The following is a 16,844-nucleotide window of genomic DNA, read 5'->3' as shown; positions in this document are numbered from 1 at the left end:
AACCTTCTTTTTGTTGGGAGTAACTTTTACATTCTTTGAGGACATTACATTAAAATTGCTGCAAATTTTTCGCTAAACACGACAAGCGATTTCGGTTAATTATGTGTTTGTTATTGATTTACTCTGCCGGAACAATTTTTGTGTGATTAAGCTGTCCTTAAGTTTTCGTCTTGTTTAAAAACGGAAAGCTATAAAAATCTAAGCATGCTTATTTCATGAACCATGGCATTAATGCAGGCTTTTTTTCATACGATATTTTTGGGGTGAAAAAATGGCAAGAGTAAGTTACCGAAGTTCGGACGTCGACTTAATGGCAAGGATGATGAGAGCTGAAGCCGAAGGTGAAGGACTGCAAGGAATGTTATATGTTGGAAATGTAATAGTTAATCGTCTTCAAGCAAATTGTTTGGACTTTAAAGATTTAAGAACCATTCCACAAGTCATTTTTCATGTACAAGGAGGAAATTATTCTTTTGAAGCTGTTCAAAAAGGCAATGTATTCTATCAAAGAGCGAGAACTGCTGAAAAAAGATTAGCAAAACAGAATCTGGAATATTGGAGACAACATCCAGGGAAATATGCGCTTTGGTATTTCAATCCATATGCTCCATGCCCTCCAACATGGTACGATCAACCATTTGCTGGTCAATTTAAAAATCATTGTTATTATGAACCAAAACCTGGAACATGTGAAAGTGTTTATACCGGTTAGGCGATCCAGGTGCAATTATTACCATTTAAGGAGCTGGACAGCAGCTCCTTTTTTTATGCATCAAACGGGCACTTCAACAGGGAATTCTGGATTTTATGATAAAATAAAGGGAATAATGTCGTGTTATTTGGGGGAGTTTTAGTGAAGGATATTATATTTTTTGTGGTTGGTTTATTCATTCTCTATATAGTTATTGAAACAGCAGTAAGAAAAGGAATTAACAATTCAAATATTGGTCAATTGCTTGAAAAAAAGTATGGAGTTAAAGCAGATAAAAGGTCTTTTCTTGATGATGATTTAGATAATGATAAATAAAACGAGTTGGAGGTTGCTGCGGCAGCCTTGTTTTATTCGTATAAATAAAACGAATCCAACAAGATAACAATGATCTTCCGTAAACAGGCCGTTGGTTTGTGGAACAGCACACTTATTCAGCGTCTTTCCCAGTGCGACGAAATTCGGCGTAGTACACCTTCCGCTTTTCTGGTTCGGATTCAATATTTTCGATGAAAGCCGTTATGGCTTCCTCCAGTAACAGGCCCTTTAATTTCCGGAGCTTTATTGGCCCCACTCCTGGCAACTTATCAGATATATGTACTTCGAAATCCCCCTGCCTTTTATAAAAGCGAATGCTGCCATACCCGATTCTTTCCACTTCCCCCAAGGTATATGCAAATTCAAATCGTTGCTGAATGAACGAAGATACCTCAGGCAGCCCTAAACCTTCATAGAGGGTAGGAAATTCATGGGAAACTGGAGGTCCTTTGAATGATATTGATGAAATCTTCAAATGGTTCTTCCTCCTTTGGTGGAATAAAGACAGATATACGTTGCTTATATTATTGTGCTATGGGCCAATATTTTAAACATCTTTACAGTGGTCGTGCTTTCCTGTAACAAGGAAGTGATGATTATCAGTGTAGGGCTGCATTATAGAGCAGGCCTCGTGTTGGGTTGTCCTTTAATTGACGTGGCTCCGGATTTCAATTGGGGAGATCCTTCCGCTAATCCGAATTAAGCCAATTTATTATTATTTAATATAAAGATAGATATTGAAAACCTTGGATCCTTCAAAATGAGGAAGGATACCTATGATCTTTAGATAGAAAAGAAGGTTAAAGATTTTAGAAATGCAACCTTCCTTTCTGTTGGCGTTGTTGTTGAAATACTAAGAATTCCAAAGCAGTCGTAAGATGGTGATTAGTTTATTGAGGGTGGTTCGAACTGTATTTAACGTTTGTGTCCTTTTGAATAAATTACTCCTGTAAAAGCCAGATTATTAATATAGGAAATACGATTGATATAAATGAGGGTACATTATGAACCAAGCTGGTGTGAATGAAAAGTATAAGGTATCGCCATTCTATGTGTTTTTTATCATGCATTCCATGCAAACAGGATTAGGGGTGTTGAACTTTCAAAGAGATTTAGCCAAGGCGACGGGGACGGATGGCTGGATCTCCATAATCCTAGCCGGACTGATTGTTCATCTTTTAATTTGGCTAATATATAAGATTTTCAGTATTGTTCCCGGTGATATCATTTCTGCCAATAATCATGCATTGGGTAAATGGATTGGGAATTTCTTTAGTCTCTTATTCATTCTGTACTTTTTCGTCCTAGGAATGACGATCATAATCGGCTATATAAATGTCCTTCATGTTTGGATGTTTAAAGAGGTACCTTCCTGGGCCTTTGCTTTGGTTTTCCTGGCCATGATTTATTACATCATTACGGGAGGGTTCCGAACCATTACAGGTATTGCCTTCTTAAGTGTAATTGTTTCATTCTGGCTTTTATTTATACCTCTATATGGTTTTAAATACGCTGATTTCACCAGTTTTCTCCCTATTTTTGATCATACGTTATTCGAAATAATGAAAGGAACCAGAAGTACTTCATTATCAATGCTTGGTTTTGAAATGATCCTGATGTTTTATCCGTTCATCAAAAATCCTGAAACATCACAAAAGTATGCCCATGGAGGGGCCTTGACCACTACGTTGTTGCTCCTATTACTTTATTTTGTTTCGACAGTCTTTTATTCACAGAAACAGTTGGCCCTTACCCTATGGCCAACACTCACATTGACCAGCATCATTGAATTGCCCTTTATTCAACGTTTCGAATACATAACGGTTTCTTGGTGGAACATTGTTATTATAACTAACATGGTCCTTCCTTTGTGGGCTGCCAGCAGGGGGATCAAGCGCTTATTCAACGTCCAGCAAAAGTATCCTTTATGGGTAATGTTCATGATCATACTACTCGTCAATATATTCTTTTTCGATGTCGAATCCTTACATATATTAAATAAAATGATCAATCCATACAGCGTGTCCTTCCTTGTTTTATACTTGCCTCTTCTTTTGGTTTTACTTAGCATAAAGAAGCGGAGGAAACGTTTATGATCCAATTATCATTCCATTCCGAAATCCGCTCCCTTTCCGCCGACTGTCTGACAAGCCTCCTCGCCGGTAATGGTTATAATTACCTCAACAAATCGTGAAATATACTATTACTTTAAACAGGAGTTGCTTTGGCAGCTCCTTTTCTTATGAAGCAAACAGGGCAGGATAGTTCGGATATAGTCTATTTAAAGTATAATATTGGTAGACATCGTAACAGGAACTGAGGAGTTGAAAACAACCAGTTACTACAAATTAAAGGCCTTTCCTTGGATGTAATCATAAATGATCATCATGACGATGTTATAAGTATGATTCAATCTTTATGCTACTAGTTAACAGATAAACAATTTAGATGCTTTACTTCAATAAGGGAGATTACTGAGGCAGTCTTTTTCATTGTTGATGAACCAATCACAAAAATGTGAGGTGAATAATACGTGAAGTCATTTCAACTAAATGAAAAAACAATGTCCTTTTTATCGAAATATCCATTATTTGACGATGATTCGATACAACAAGTTCAGTTGCAGCACCGTTTGGAATTAGTAAAAGCATTTGGGATTCAAAAAGGAATGCGCGTATTAGAAATAGGTTGCGGGCAGGGCGATACAACCGTTGCATTAGCCGATGCGGTAGGAGAAAACGGATGTGTTGTCGCAATAGATATCGCTAGTCCCGATTACGGGGCACCGTTAACTTTAGGTCAAGCAGCTGAACGTATTGAGAAATCTCTATTAGGAGAACGTATTGACTTCCATTTTGAAATGGATTTTGATTTTTTTGAATCGACTATGCCATTTGATGTGGCGGTATTATCCCATTGTTCATGGTATTTCAAGCAACCGGAAGATTTATTGAATTACTTTAAAAAAATTCGTGGTTTGGCAAAACATATATGTTTTGCAGAATGGGACCTCGATTTTACCTGCATTACGCAACGTTCCCATTTTTGTGCAGTTTCCATTTTGGCATTGTATTCAAACTTCGTAAAGAATGAAGGGAATATCCAAAACTTGTTTCATAAAACTCAAATTCACCAGCTACTCCAGCAAGCAAATTTTGAAGTGGTAAAACAACATACAGTCGATGCAACCTTATTACAAGACGGTCAATGGGAAAAAAATTATGCAAATAGCATCCGTGCAGATTTTATTAAAGTTCCTTCCATGATGCAACCGTTGATAACTAGTTATTATGAATTGATGAACACTTCAAATGGAAATGAAAAATCATTAAATAGTTTCATTATTTGTGCAAAGTAATAAGTTCCTCATTGGATGGTTCAGTTCAACTGCTACGCTAATTCAACCTTAATATAAAAAAGTGTTTGTTTTTGAAGGTGATTCATTTATTTTGTTGTATTTTTAATAATTGGTAGATGAATTAAAAATATAAAAAATGGAGGTAAAATCACATGTTCAACAATTGGAAAAAAACACTTATGGCTGGAGTGATCAGCTTATCCTTGCTAGGTACAGGGTACGTCGGTCACGATCTGATCTCCTCGCAAAACGTCTCGGCTGAACCAGCATCAGAAAAGGCCCCAGGGCATTTGAAAAAGGTCGAGGCTTCCCAGCTTGATGAAATAATCAAACGTGGATACATTCGGGTAGGAATGACCGGCGACTACAAACCTTTTACCTATTTAAATCCGGAAACAAATGAGTATGAGGGATTTGACGTGGACGCTGCCAAAGAACTTGGCAAAGATCTTGGTGTAAAGGTGAAATTTGTCGCCACCACATGGCCTGCGATGTTGAAAGACCTGGAAGCGGACAAATTCGATATCGCTGTGGGCGGTGTGACTCGCAATACAGCGAGACAAAAAAGCGCTTATGTATCCCAAGGTTACCTTTCATTCGGTAAGGTACCATTAATTCGCAAAGAAGATAAAGACAAGTATCTTTCCATTGAGGATATCAACAAGTCTTCTGTACGCATCGGCGTAAATCCAGGCGGAACAAACGAGGAATTTGTCCGTCAGTATCTAAGCAATGCTAACGTAACCGTTGTACAAAACAACCTTGATATCCCACATCTTGTGGCAGAAGGTACGTATGATGTCATGATCACTGATACAGTAGAAGCAATGCTGTATGCAAAAGCTGATTCCAGACTGTATGCGGCTCAAACTGACAAGCCTTTCACAAACAGTGAAAAAGGTTATATGATCCCGAGAGGTGATTTCATTTATGCAAGCTACTTGGAAATGTGGATGGATGAAATGAAGCTACAGGGAAAATTTGATGCCCTCTACAAAAAGTGGATGGAATAGAATATAGAGATGTGTGGTCAGTTTCTAGGATAGAAGAGCAATTACTTCCCCTTTTTCTTCAGGAAGTATAGGGGCAGTATATAAATAAAAGAATTTGTTTCGGATTATTTCAACTATAAATAAATAGATGAAGGAGGAGTATTCATAGAAAAAATACCTGTTAAAACTTTAAAGAAGATAGAAGAGGACATTAAAAATAATGATTTAGGCAAAGCAAGAGATAGAATACACGGGTTAATTATCACCTATCCAGATGAATTGGAACTCCGCAAAAAGTTAGGCGATATCTATTTTGCATTAAAATATCCCTCGATGGCCGGTCGCTATTGGTATCTAGAAAAGAATAAGACACCTGAAATGGTGGATGCGTGCATTCAGTTCGAAAAATCCATGGGTAACGATCCTATTGGAATAGCCAGAGTTCTAAAGTTCAAAGGAGATAGTGAAATTATTAAAAGACTGCAAGATGAAGCAGGTTCTCCTATACAAAATAAAGTTAAAGAAAAGTTGACGGAAGAACCTGATGAGACATTGGGGGATAAGTTATTTCCTATTGGGTGTATCACGATATTAATATTAATCATCTTCTTTACATTAATCGGAATTTACACCCTCTTTAGCTGGATTTTTTGATCCCTGGAATCTTTTCAAGAAAGGTATTTATAGTAGTTGTTCTTCAGCTAACAGTCCTTCACTTCATTACCAGGAGGCTCCTTTTCTTATGCAACAAATGGGGCAGGTTAGTTTAACAAATAGGATTTATTTTACGGGTTAAGGAAAGTCATATTTAGGGGGATATTTAGATGTCAAACCATGATAACGAAGAAATGCTGACAGGAGGGAATTTCTCTAACGTTTATCGTTCGGGAGATACTGTGCGACGGGAATTAAAGCCAGATAGTCCTAGAGTTCATAAGCTATTAAAGCATTTGGAGAACAAGGGTTTCAGCTATGCTCCAAAGTTTTTAGGTATTGATGAAAAAGGAAGGGAGGTATTATCATTTATTGAAGGAGAAGCTGGTAATTATCCTTTAAAAGAATACATGCGGTCTGATGATGTCTTAATGGAAATAGCGAAAATGCTCCGTCTTTATCATGATTCTGTCAGCGATTTTTCATTTGATGATAGCTGGCAATCGATAGATAACACCCCCCAACAATTTGAGGTACTATGCCATAATGATTTTGCGGTATATAACATTATTTTTAAACATGAAAGACCAATAGGTATTATTGATTTCGATGTCGCTGGACCTGGTCCAAAACTTTGGGATATAGCGTACACTCTTTATACGGTTGTCCCCTTAAGTAGATTTAATCTTTCTGAAACTGGTGAGAAAGTTAATTATGATTCATTACAGCACGCTAACCGTATAAAACAAAGAGTTAGATTGTTTTTTGAATCTTACGGTGAGGAAATAGAAGAAGATTATTTGGGAATGGTATTGCTGCGATTGGAAGGGTTATGTAAAACCATTACAAGAAAAGCCAGTGAAGGTGACATTGCCTTTCAAATGATGATAGATGAAGGGCATCTTGAACATTATCAAAACGATATTACATTCATTCGTGAACATGGAAAAGAGTGGATTTAAGTGTGGATTATTTGTTGAACGCTAGCTGGAGATCAGAGCTGACTTTAAGGCAGCTCTTTCTTTATGCAACTAAAGGGGCAGGTTAGTTGAAGAACAATTGAGCTTTTACACCTCAAAAACTGGACTATTTTTCTTAAAATTAGGAAAGATAACTTCTGAGGTGAGTTTTATGAAAATGCTATATATATTGATCATTGCCATTCCGATGTTTTTTTTTGGTTCAATTCAAGGATACGCACAACCTAAGGAATGTCCTGTGTTAAGTGAATTAGAGAAAACAACGATTAAGGATAAAAAAGAGGTAATAGAAGCGTTAAATACTTTAATTCCAAAAACTTATGGAACTGGATTAGATGATTTTCCTAACATATATACTAAGTGGGATGTAGTAACCGCCAAACCTTTTCCTAAAACAGTTGGCAATAAAGAAGAAGAAGACTATTTTGGAATGGCAAAGACCTTTTGTGGCAAAGAAATTGCTGAAAAATCATGGCTTGTACGTTTAGATTTTCCCAGAGCACCTGGAGCTAACTTAGCCCAAGGTCAAATATTTTTAGCCAAAAGTAAGGAAAAAGGATGGTTTGTTTGGTTCCAATACCATTAAATTGCTCAGGAGCTGATCAGCAGCTCCTGGTAATGAAGTAAAGGGGCAGCAGGATAGTTCAACAAGCACAGGGTATTCGGACTGTTCATTAATATTTGTTTGAATTAATTATTGATGAAATTGTCATCTTATTTTATGAATGGTTCTAGAATTGTTAGGCAAAATAATTAGAATATTAAATAAGGTGGTGAATAACTCTGAAAGCAAAAGCACCAACACCTGCAAAAGCACCAACACCAGCAAAAACATCAACACGAGCAAAAGCACCAACACCAGCACGAACACCAGCCAAGCATCAATGACAAAGAAGGAAATTCAAAATTCAAGTATGGAACAAATCAATAAAGATCATGAAACCGAAACTACTTTCAAAGTAGACAATCCTAAAAAACATCAAATAAAGGATAACAAGTAATGATTAGGAACCTTTTGGTTCCTTTTTTTGTTGCACAGTTTGTATCAACTCTACAATAATCCTTAATGAACTAACGGGGCAGGTTAGTTGAAGAACAAATATGGTTTTTTATGGTAAAATATACTTAAATTATTTTCATTAAGGGGTCTACCTGCTATGAAATTAGATGATAAAAAGAAAAAGGTACAAATGAAATACAGAGAGGAAATAAGGGAAAGGGAAGAATTTGGAAATCACAGTAAAAAAATGCTTGTTATTGTTACTACAATTATTATTATTTTAGTTGCATACTGGGCAAACTACATTATTTTTAAAGCCTTTTAACTGTTTTTAGTTCTTTTAGAAGGCCGCCAAATGGTGGCCTTCTGATTGTAAAAAAAGAACCCTTAATTAACTAAAGGGGCAGTTTAGTTGAACAAGGATAATCCACAATTTGAATAGAATATGTAGAAAACAAATAGTTGTTTGGAGTATCGATCCAAATAACAACCTATGAAGGAAGGGTAAGTAAAATGAAGAAAATGGTTGGTTGGACACTTACTTTAGCTACGCTTTTGATAGGTGGAGTCATTTATTATTTCATAACGTTATCCCTATACGAACCATCAAAAGATGCATTTGACTTCCCAGTTCCTAAAAATGCTGAGCTAGTCCAGGAAAATGAACAAGGGAAAAGTTATGATTGGTCAAAAGCATCGGAAGAAAATGGAATACCATTTGGATATGAATTAGTCCTTAAATCGAATGGATGGAAAAAGGGAGAAAGAGAAGGGGCTTCCGTTTTTTACACAAAAGGAAATCATAAAATAGATTTGATTTCTACAACGAAGCATTTAGACATCCTTAAAGTGAATTAATATAAAGGAAATATCTTATTCGGCTAACGTGTGCTTTAGCTTAGGATCAGAGCTTTCTTTAAGGCAGCCTTTTCTTATGGCACTAACGGGGCAGGATAGTTCAACAAGGAATTAGACTTCATCCTATAGAAATTAGTACCTTGAATTCTAATTGTAGAGTGATAATAAAGTAGTTTAATTTACAATAAAGTCCTTTAAAAAATAATAAAGTTGTTTATTTCCTTATAGAGCTAACGGAGCAGTCTAGTTTAATAAGTTGGGAAGTAATGCTTAACTACTTGATAAAGCATGAGCTAATGAAGTACCGGAAAAATAACTGTATCACGAAATAGTGCCATAATTGGGCTTAGAAACAAGTCGATAAATTAGAATTTGTAATGGAGATTATTTATATTTTGTGCGGAGCGCAACTTTGAATTGGCAGAAAGCAAACATTAGGTGATAAAAGTCAAAGCGTCCATCCGTTAAAATTTAAATGTATACATTTAAAATGTGAGGTGAAGAAATCGTGACAGACAAAAAAATCACAGTACAATTTACGATGCTGACATTTTGCATAGCCTATCTTGTGTCAGGTGCTTTGATTGCTCTCGGGCAATTCGGATATTCGGTTCACAATTGGGTTCACTCGTTACAGCAATTCGGGATGAATATCCCTTTTGCAATCTATATTTTGTCGCCGGCTATTGCTTCATATATCGTTCTGAAGAAAAATAACAAAATAGCAGGTTTCAAGGAATGGTTGAGAACTGTTTTTTATGCCAAAAATAGCATATCTCTCTATTTGTTCGTTGTTGCAGGACTTACACTGTATTTTTTGATACATATTGCAGTTTCAGGCCGCACGGAAATGGTGCTTCCATTTTATATGTTCTTCCTTTCCCTGCCTGGTAATCTTATTATCGGTGGCTTGGAGGAAGCTGGCTGGATGTACATATTGCAGCCTGAGCTTGACAAAAAATACGGTTTTGTTTTGTCTTCTGTTTTTGTTGGAATTATTTGGATTTTATGGCATATCCCTCTTTTCTTCATTCCGGGGACGAATCACGGAGAGGGACTCATTAACTTTTGGATGTTTGCAGTTCAACTCATTGCGTTTCGGTTTTTCAACGGGACAATCTACAAAATATCAGGAAAAGGCAGTGTGTTTATGTGCGTATTATTCCACACCATGTTCAATGCGGCATCCCCCATCTTCGGAACCATGACTATGACTTGGGCGGGAACCATTGCCGCAAATGCTGTGATTGTTCTTGTTTCAATTGTAACCGTTTTGATATACGACAAAAAGAAAAGGCGAATAGTATAAGTATAATCCGTGTTCGCCAAATTCCAGTTTGTTGAATAGCCGTTTACATAAACGAAACGTCCTTGCAGGAGTGGCGAATCCATTATATCAAAGGACATTTTCTAAGTTTGTTTGGGAAATTGTCTTTTTTTATTTGAACTTTTCATCACTAAATTGTGTTATTGCATAATTGTGCAATTGTGTTATGAAAGCATTAAATGACTCTAGTGTGCATTTTTACATGTTCAACTAAAGGGGCAGTTTAGTTCATTAAGCGTAGTGTTAAAGAACTGCGCAGTAAAAAATATGGTACACTATCACCAATACTTGTAAAGGTAGGAATGAAATTGAATATTGGCGATGTATTTTTTCAACTAGTTTTCCTTATTTTTATATTTGGAATATTTTCTGGTGTATTTTTTCTTGTTCGTTCTCTCGTTATCAAACAACCAAGAAGGTCGGAAAATATCGAACAAAAGCTTGATAGAATTATTGATTTACTTGAAAAGGATAAGAAAAATTAATCTTTTTCTCTAACAGGTACGCTAGCTGAAAATCGGAGCTGTCTTTATGGCAGCTCTTACTTTATGCAACTAGTTGAAGAAGAAACCTTGTTGCACGGGGGAGATAAATGACGAAAATAAAGAAAAACCGTTCAGTGTTCTGAACGGAAACACATTTCAGGTGTGTTAGTAAATTAATTTAAATTCCGGTCCCACTAAAGATAAGCCATTGATTTTAGAAAACCTTCTGGAATTTGGAGTTTTTTAAACCATTTTTTTGCTTAATCTATTTGATAAACAAGAGCTAGAAACCATAATGTGTGAGCAAAGGTTCTATATATCTACACTATTATAGGTACATTTTATAAATGATTAACTTTCTACATTTATCCGCCTTTGGTGAAGCAAAGAGAATTGTTTCGCTAGGAAAGCCGGTGTATATGGCATATCATTTTGAAGCCATGAAACGATTGTGCCTATTAAAGCGGAAGTTTCATACCATATCAAAATGTCTTCCTTTACAACTTCAGTTAGAATGTGGGATGACCTACCGTTTTCCTCTATCTTAGTAACTATCCTCTCCCTTAAAAGCATGGTTAGACGTTCTCTAAAGATAGGGACTTTCTTAGAAGCCAGAAGGTTCTTATAAAAATTCGAATGTTCAGCTATATGCTCAAGTAAATTTTCGACTATTCTCCAACTAATCTCATCAGAGGATGTCTGGTCCGTTGTTTTATTACTAAAAATCGTTGAAATGTCTTCAATCATATCGTCTGCCATCTTTTCTAACATATCTGGAATATCACGGTAATGTAGATAAAAGGTAACACGATTGATGGTTGCTCTCTCTGCCAATCGATTAACCGTTATTTTTTGGAGATCCATTTCCTCAAGTAGTTCAACAAATGCAGCTTTAATTAATTGTCTTGTACGGAGTATGCGAGGGTCTGTGTGAAGCTTTTTCTTTTCCATCATAATCTCTTTCCTTTCTCATCAAATAGTAAGCTACATTTCATAGTGTTACGTTGTATTTCTTCTCGATAAACAACATAAACCTTATTTTTGTAAATTAATATACACTTTTTGGAATATTGTAGCTTGAAAACATTATAAATTGTACTTATAATCTCATTTATACATTGTAAACTATACAACACGGTGTAAATTTAATCCACGGTGGCATGAGAGGATGTATGAAATTGAGTAAGAATGCAACAAGCAAAAATTCTATCAAAAAGGGACCAATCATGTTTGTGTTGATAATAGGTGCTTTCCTTGCCACTTTTAATCAAACAATCATGAGCGTTGCCATTCCGGAATTAATGAATGATTTTAATATTAAAGCTTCAACAGCTCAGTGGCTTACAACAGGTTATATGTTGGTGAATGGCGTTTTAATTCCTATTACAGCCTTTTTAATCCAGAGATTTTCCACTCGTCAATTGTTCCAAACTTCGATTCTTATTTTTCTAGCCGGAACGATTGTTTCTGCAGTCGCATCCAATTTTCCTGTACTTCTGACTGGGCGATTGATTCAAGCAGCCGGTGCTGGCATTATTATGCCTTTGCTCATGAATGTTGTGTTATCCCTTTTCCCGCCAGAGAAGAGAGGATCTGCAATGGGTTACGTCGGGTTAGCGATTATTTTTGCGCCTGCAATTGGACCGACACTTACCGGGTATGTTCTTGAGACATTTCCTTGGCAAGCCATGTTTTATGGCATGATTCCATTTACAATCATTGTTATCATCTGCGGTTTTATTTATCTGAAAAATGTATCAGAACCTGTTCATTCCAAGGTGGACTTTGTTAGTGTAGCCCTTTCGACCATCGGATTCGGTGCTTTAATGTACGGCTTCAGCGAAGCCGGCAATGCTGGTTGGTCAAGTACAGTGGTAGTTGTTTCTCTAATTATAGGAATCCTGGCCCTTGTCCTGTTTACTTGGCGGCAGCTGATCTCCGAAAATCCGCTACTGAATCTCCGAGCATTTAAATACAATATGTTTACCTTGACTACCCTTATAAGTATAGGTGTTACCATGATGATGTATGCAGATATGATGCTGCTTCCTCTGTACCTTCAAAATGCCCGCGGTTTTACTGCATTGGAGTCAGGTATACTGATGCTTCCAGGGGCACTCCTAATGGGGTTGCTAAGTCCTGCAGTTGGAAAGCTCTTCGACCGATTTGGAGCCAAATGGCTTACTATTATCGGTATAGCAATTATTATCATCTCAACCGTTGGCTTTATAGATTTGACGGACTCGACCAGCTACACGTTTCTCATTGTGATGTCGACAGTTCGTCGTATCGGGATGGCTATGTTCCTTATGCCTGTACAGACTGCAGGTTTAAATCAATTACCATCAAGTCTTTATGCACATGGTACAGCTATTTCCAACACCATCAGGCAAGTGGCCGGTGCAATAGGCACTGCACTACTTGTGACAGTAATGACAAACAGTACAACGAATCATCTTCAGGACTTAGCCACTGGAGGAGCACGTGGTGAAACACAACAACATTTGGTTATGGAAGCTTCTATCCAGGGGATAAATGACGCATACTTTGTTATTCTTATCATCGGAATTTTTAGTTTATTGCTTTCCTTCTTTATTAAACGTGTTAAGAACGCTTCCGAAGGAAGACAACATAATTTTAAAGAAGCCAGTAAGAATTTAGAAGGCGAATCAACTATATGAAATTAGCATAAAAATTATCCTGGTTATACTCTAAGGGGGTGTTAAATAAACGCTAAAGATTATCATCCTGTTGTTTTTTGAAAATAGTATTTAGGTAAACAGATAATTACCTGGACAATATTTAAACAAACAGATGACTCCAGTAAGGGGCACAATGAGAAAGGAAGGTTGTCATGAATAATTCAGATCAACACTTACCAGATAAATCCATATTGGACGTATTTAGTGGTGAAAGTGGTGAAAACCCATTTCCGATATTCGCCAAGATGCGGACAATGGGAGCCGTTATTCCCATCCCGTCTCCGATTAGCGGCATGGATGGCCAAACCTGGATGGTTACACGTATGGAAGATGCAATGCAAGTATTAAAAGACCATGCCCACTTTACTGTAGACGGGAGCTCCATCAGTGGTAATAGTGATATCAGGCAAAACAATGCTGATCCATCTGCTCCCCCTACCTTCCTTAACGCAAAATCCATGCTTTCTGTCGACGAACCCGATCATAGACGGTTGCGCAGGTTGGTGTCCAAAGCTTTTACTCCTAAATATATGGAAAGCTTACGCCCTCGCGTACAGGAAATTGCTGACGAATTACTTGACCAGGTACAAGATAAAGGCGAGATGGACCTAGTCAAGGACTATGCCTATCCCTTACCAATCAACGTCATTTCCCACATGCTTGGGGTGCCTCAAGCAGACAAGGAACGGATTAGGGGCTGGTCTGAAGTCATAGCGCACGGTCTGGGCCTAGGAAGGCAAGATCCGGGGGTCGCAGAGCAGATTCGAGCTTTCGGGGAATACATCGTGCAGCTTGTTGCCGACAAACGCCAGCATCCTGCTGATGACTTGATTAGTCAGTTAATTGCCATCGAAGAGGAGGGAGATCGACTCGACGAAGCAGAGTTGATCTCGATGATCTCGCTATTAATCTTTGCGGGTCATGAGACAACCTCGAATCTGATCGCTACGGGCACTTTGATGTTGCTGGATCATCCTGAGCAACTGGAAATGGCAAAAGCCGACCTCAGTCTCGTTCCTGCAGCTGTGGAAGAACTGCTGCGCTTCAATGGGCCTGCCACAATCGCGGGACCGCGTTTTGCCACAGAAGATATCGAGCTAGGTGGGCAGCAAATCAAAAAAGGGAACATGGTCATTCCCGTCTTAAAATCAACGAATCGGGATGAGATGCAGTTTACGGACCCAGAGGAGCTGGATATTACGCGCAGAATCAAACGTCATCTCGCCTTTGGACATGGCATTCATATGTGTTTGGGAGCGCCGCTAGCCCGTGTGGAAGGAGACGTTGCGTTTTCCACCCTGTTGAAACGCATGCCCAACCTACGCCTCAGCATTCCTCGGGAGAACGTCAACTGGCACTTCATGCTGAGTTCACAAGGGTTAAAAACCCTGCCCGTCGCTTTTTAGTGAAGAGAAAGAACTCCCTATTTGACTGTGTAAGATCTGAAGCCAACCTTTTACATGTAAAATACTGATAAAGAGCTGCTCAAATGATGGGCGGCTTTTTTTATGGCCTGATTTCTGGGGCGTGGAGCATGAGTATAATTTGGTGAAATGTAGAGTCTTGTACAACTCCTATGCCTTCATGAAGCCTTATCACCCGGTTTAACCATGAACTTAAATTCAAGGGTGGTGAAATCCTGCAAATAACCGGGTATTTGTGAGGAAATAGAATTAAACTTAGGGATTTTTAGAAGCGTAGCTTATCCGAACTTTGTTCATTGAATATTTTTGTAATAACATCTAAAATTTAGCTATTGAAATTAATGGGCGGTGTAAATTTGTTAAATACTATAAATATTCCAGGATTAATTCTAACTTCTCTTTTCGCAATACTAGTTTTGTTTTTACTAAGAAAACTAGTGCAATCTATTAGACGGTAAAACCGTCTTTTTTTACAGCTTATGTCATCTCTGCAATATGTTTTATGGAACTAAAGGGGCAGGATAATAAAGGAGTGTTTTTTTGAAAAAGGTGTTAATAGGTATTATTAGTATTGTGGTTTTATTTATAGGTTTTTTCTTTTTTCTGAAATTAAATCAACCCTTAGTAGCTTATCCAAGTGCCTCAGCGAATGATAAACAGGTACAACTGGTTTCGGTAGGAAATAAAAGTCCATTTGGGAATATTCAAATTGAAGAAGTTCTTGTCAATGATAAAGTTGTACCCTCCAAAGTGAAATTACAGGTTAGTTATCATCCAAAAGGGTTTATTATCTCTGATCATTTTAATGGCGAAGAAGAAGGTGAATATACCTTCAAAGGATTAGATTCTATAACTCTTAAACCAAAGACTGACCCACAAATGCAGCTCGATAAAGTAAATGCTGGTACTGCAACAGAAAATGATACTATTTATGCCCTTTCGTTAGTGCATGAACATAGTATTGAGAGAGTCATAATTAAATACCACCATTTTGGCATGTCACATGAATTGGTTGTACCCATGGTTGGAATGTGACTAACGGGTGCATTAGCTGAATATCGGAGCTGTCTTTAAGGCAGCTTATTCATATGGAACTACCGGGGCAGGTTAGTTTAATAAGGGAAGTTAATCTTCTATGAAGAATAAGTTATGATGGACTCCTTGCATTTATCGAATGCCAAACCTTTACCTGTGCTTTGCTCTTCAATTTCACGAGTGCTACAACATCCTGTAAGAGATAAGAATAAGAGAACGGAGAGTGAAAGGAAGAGGGCCGAATAGTATGCATGAAGTAATAGATATGATTTATTTACAAGAAAACTTAATTTGACCTTGTATTTACTCCTTTTAAAACTTGCGTTAAAGCATATAAAAAACCACTCTTAGAGTGGTTTTTTAATCCCGCATTGCTCCTGCCTCTCGGGAAGTCATTGCACCTTGTCCTTCGCTTACATCTTTTTGAATTTCTTGTTTTACTTTTTGTGCATCAGTTCCTGAAAATCCTGGTTTCATGATTGAGCCCGAATTCTTTTTAGCTTGTTGATCCTGTTGCATGCAAGCCCTCCTTAGTTCATTGTTTAACACTCTTATTATTCACAAATGGCACTCAGTATATCCCGAGGATCTGAGCGGATTTTAATTTTGCAGCCCTTTGTCTTTCCTATTGTTCAATTCTTTTCATCCAGACGTTATATTAATGGAACCCATACACAAAAAGCCCTAGATTCTATTGAATTTAAGGCTTTTCGAAATGTAATCTCATTTCCGTTTGGCTTTTTTATACCATTATTGGTACCTATTCCCACACTTGATGAAGTATAGTATCATGAATAGGTATGACAAACAAGGAGGGGATATGACCAAAACCATTAGCCTTATTTGTGCTAGTTTACGCAATAATTCTTATAATCGAATCATTGCTGAATCATTGGCAGTCATGGATGGTTCAGCCCATTTCGTTGTTACAAAAAAGAGAAAATGAATCATCGGAACAAAAGGATTATTATGCTTGGAGTCCGCAATATAAAACGTGAAATA

Annotated in this window: 20 protein-coding genes; 17 read left to right on the top strand and 3 right to left on the bottom strand. The window is 37.4% G+C overall.

Features of this window, described 5'->3' with window-relative positions:
• The first annotated feature begins 271 nt into the window (after positions 1-271).
• Complete coding sequence (locus tag N0M92_RS07220) at positions 272-712, top strand: cell wall hydrolase (RefSeq protein WP_192206696.1); 441 nt, start codon at positions 272-274, stop codon at positions 710-712.
• A 141-nt stretch (positions 713-853) separates the two neighbouring features.
• A complete protein-coding gene (locus tag N0M92_RS07215; protein WP_260285123.1) occupies positions 854-1,027 on the top strand; it encodes a hypothetical protein in 174 nt (57 codons plus the stop codon).
• Between the two features lie 112 nt (positions 1,028-1,139).
• Here N0M92_RS07215 and N0M92_RS07210 read toward each other — a convergent pair whose 3' ends face one another.
• Positions 1,140-1,502: a hypothetical protein gene (locus N0M92_RS07210; protein ID WP_260285122.1), complete on the bottom strand. Its 363-nt coding sequence runs from the start codon at positions 1,500-1,502 to the stop codon at positions 1,140-1,142.
• Positions 1,503-2,031: 529 nt separating this feature from the next.
• Here N0M92_RS07210 and N0M92_RS07205 point away from each other — a divergent pair.
• The 11 genes from N0M92_RS07205 to N0M92_RS07155 all read left to right on the top strand — a co-directional run bounded on the left by N0M92_RS07205 (position 2,032) and on the right by N0M92_RS07155 (position 10,681).
• Positions 2,032-3,123: a GerAB/ArcD/ProY family transporter gene (locus N0M92_RS07205; protein WP_260285121.1), complete on the top strand. Its 1,092-nt coding sequence runs from the start codon at positions 2,032-2,034 to the stop codon at positions 3,121-3,123.
• Positions 3,124-3,560: 437 nt separating this feature from the next.
• Positions 3,561-4,385, top strand: a complete 825-nt coding sequence (locus N0M92_RS07200; RefSeq protein WP_260285120.1) for an SAM-dependent methyltransferase — start codon at positions 3,561-3,563, stop codon at positions 4,383-4,385.
• A 152-nt stretch (positions 4,386-4,537) separates the two neighbouring features.
• The gene (locus N0M92_RS07195) at positions 4,538-5,398 is read left to right on the top strand and encodes a transporter substrate-binding domain-containing protein (protein WP_260285119.1); all 861 of its coding nucleotides are present in this window, start codon (positions 4,538-4,540) and stop codon (positions 5,396-5,398) included.
• A 144-nt stretch (positions 5,399-5,542) separates the two neighbouring features.
• A complete protein-coding gene (locus N0M92_RS07190; protein ID WP_260285267.1) occupies positions 5,543-6,031 on the top strand; it encodes a DUF6584 family protein in 489 nt (162 codons plus the stop codon).
• 170 nt (positions 6,032-6,201) lie between these two features.
• A complete protein-coding gene (locus N0M92_RS07185) occupies positions 6,202-6,993 on the top strand; it encodes a phosphotransferase (protein ID WP_260285118.1) in 792 nt (263 codons plus the stop codon).
• A gap of 169 nt (positions 6,994-7,162) precedes the next feature.
• Positions 7,163-7,597: a hypothetical protein gene (locus tag N0M92_RS07180; RefSeq protein WP_260285117.1), complete on the top strand. Its 435-nt coding sequence runs from the start codon at positions 7,163-7,165 to the stop codon at positions 7,595-7,597.
• 298 nt (positions 7,598-7,895) lie between these two features.
• Positions 7,896-8,012: a biofilm-forming protein gene (locus N0M92_RS07175; RefSeq protein ID WP_260285266.1), complete on the top strand. Its 117-nt coding sequence runs from the start codon at positions 7,896-7,898 to the stop codon at positions 8,010-8,012.
• A gap of 156 nt (positions 8,013-8,168) precedes the next feature.
• Complete coding sequence (locus N0M92_RS07170; protein WP_260285116.1) at positions 8,169-8,336, top strand: hypothetical protein; 168 nt, start codon at positions 8,169-8,171, stop codon at positions 8,334-8,336.
• A 188-nt stretch (positions 8,337-8,524) separates the two neighbouring features.
• A complete protein-coding gene (locus N0M92_RS07165; RefSeq protein WP_125163626.1) occupies positions 8,525-8,869 on the top strand; it encodes a hypothetical protein in 345 nt (114 codons plus the stop codon).
• A gap of 508 nt (positions 8,870-9,377) precedes the next feature.
• Positions 9,378-10,178, top strand: a complete 801-nt coding sequence (locus tag N0M92_RS07160) for a CPBP family intramembrane glutamic endopeptidase (protein WP_260285115.1) — start codon at positions 9,378-9,380, stop codon at positions 10,176-10,178.
• Positions 10,179-10,504: 326 nt separating this feature from the next.
• Positions 10,505-10,681, top strand: a complete 177-nt coding sequence (locus tag N0M92_RS07155) for a DUF4083 domain-containing protein (protein WP_260285114.1) — start codon at positions 10,505-10,507, stop codon at positions 10,679-10,681.
• A gap of 351 nt (positions 10,682-11,032) precedes the next feature.
• On the opposite strand, the gene N0M92_RS07150 is transcribed toward N0M92_RS07155, so the two are convergent.
• On the bottom strand, positions 11,033-11,632 hold the full coding sequence (locus N0M92_RS07150) for a TetR/AcrR family transcriptional regulator (protein WP_260285265.1): 600 nt from the start codon (positions 11,630-11,632) through the stop codon (positions 11,033-11,035).
• Between the two features lie 221 nt (positions 11,633-11,853).
• Here N0M92_RS07150 and N0M92_RS07145 point away from each other — a divergent pair, with 221 nt between their 5' ends.
• From N0M92_RS07145 to N0M92_RS07135, 3 genes are all read left to right on the top strand, one after another.
• Positions 11,854-13,362, top strand: a complete 1,509-nt coding sequence (locus tag N0M92_RS07145; protein WP_397443820.1) for a DHA2 family efflux MFS transporter permease subunit — start codon at positions 11,854-11,856, stop codon at positions 13,360-13,362.
• Positions 13,363-13,535: 173 nt separating this feature from the next.
• Complete coding sequence (locus tag N0M92_RS07140; RefSeq protein WP_260285113.1) at positions 13,536-14,789, top strand: cytochrome P450 family protein; 1,254 nt, start codon at positions 13,536-13,538, stop codon at positions 14,787-14,789.
• Positions 14,790-15,347: 558 nt separating this feature from the next.
• Positions 15,348-15,842, top strand: a complete 495-nt coding sequence (locus N0M92_RS07135) for a hypothetical protein (RefSeq protein WP_260285112.1) — start codon at positions 15,348-15,350, stop codon at positions 15,840-15,842.
• 360 nt (positions 15,843-16,202) lie between these two features.
• Here N0M92_RS07135 and N0M92_RS07130 read toward each other — a convergent pair whose 3' ends face one another.
• Positions 16,203-16,361 carry a hypothetical protein gene (locus tag N0M92_RS07130; protein ID WP_214792004.1) on the bottom strand — a complete coding sequence of 53 codons (159 nt, stop codon included), beginning with the start codon at positions 16,359-16,361 and terminating at the stop codon, positions 16,203-16,205.
• A gap of 301 nt (positions 16,362-16,662) precedes the next feature.
• Here N0M92_RS07130 and N0M92_RS07125 point away from each other — a divergent pair, with 301 nt between their 5' ends.
• Positions 16,663-16,788 (top strand): hypothetical protein, encoded by a 126-nt coding sequence (locus N0M92_RS07125; RefSeq protein ID WP_260285111.1) that lies wholly within the window; start codon positions 16,663-16,665, stop codon positions 16,786-16,788.
• Positions 16,789-16,844: the final 56 nt, after the last annotated feature.

Origin of the sequence: Peribacillus aracenensis, assembly GCF_025175645.1 — a bacterium.
Lineage (GTDB): Bacteria > Bacillota > Bacilli > Bacillales > DSM-1321 > Peribacillus > Peribacillus aracenensis.
The sequence above is the reverse complement of the archived record's forward strand: the minus strand, read 5'-3'. Positions and strand labels throughout refer to the sequence as shown.

What these genes read in the sequence shown, in the direction of transcription:
- N0M92_RS07205 (WP_260285121.1), top strand. Translation starts at nt 2,032, where the DNA reads ATGAACCAAGCTGGTGTGAATGAAAAGTATAAGGTATCGCCATTCTAT.
- N0M92_RS07125 (WP_260285111.1), top strand. Translation starts at nt 16,663, where the DNA reads ATGACCAAAACCATTAGCCTTATTTGTGCTAGTTTACGCAATAATTCT.
- N0M92_RS07180 (WP_260285117.1), top strand. Translation starts at nt 7,163, where the DNA reads ATGAAAATGCTATATATATTGATCATTGCCATTCCGATGTTTTTTTTT.
- N0M92_RS07165 (WP_125163626.1), top strand. Translation starts at nt 8,525, where the DNA reads ATGAAGAAAATGGTTGGTTGGACACTTACTTTAGCTACGCTTTTGATA.
- N0M92_RS07170 (WP_260285116.1), top strand. Translation starts at nt 8,169, where the DNA reads ATGAAATTAGATGATAAAAAGAAAAAGGTACAAATGAAATACAGAGAG.
- N0M92_RS07130 (WP_214792004.1), bottom strand. Translation starts at nt 16,361, where the DNA reads ATGCAACAGGATCAACAAGCTAAAAAGAATTCGGGCTCAATCATGAAA.
- N0M92_RS07145 (WP_397443820.1), top strand. Translation starts at nt 11,854, where the DNA reads ATGAAATTGAGTAAGAATGCAACAAGCAAAAATTCTATCAAAAAGGGA.
- N0M92_RS07220 (WP_192206696.1), top strand. Translation starts at nt 272, where the DNA reads ATGGCAAGAGTAAGTTACCGAAGTTCGGACGTCGACTTAATGGCAAGG.
- N0M92_RS07140 (WP_260285113.1), top strand. Translation starts at nt 13,536, where the DNA reads ATGAATAATTCAGATCAACACTTACCAGATAAATCCATATTGGACGTA.
- N0M92_RS07185 (WP_260285118.1), top strand. Translation starts at nt 6,202, where the DNA reads ATGTCAAACCATGATAACGAAGAAATGCTGACAGGAGGGAATTTCTCT.
- N0M92_RS07150 (WP_260285265.1), bottom strand. Translation starts at nt 11,632, where the DNA reads ATGGAAAAGAAAAAGCTTCACACAGACCCTCGCATACTCCGTACAAGA.
- N0M92_RS07175 (WP_260285266.1), top strand. Translation starts at nt 7,896, where the DNA reads ATGACAAAGAAGGAAATTCAAAATTCAAGTATGGAACAAATCAATAAA.
- N0M92_RS07195 (WP_260285119.1), top strand. Translation starts at nt 4,538, where the DNA reads ATGTTCAACAATTGGAAAAAAACACTTATGGCTGGAGTGATCAGCTTA.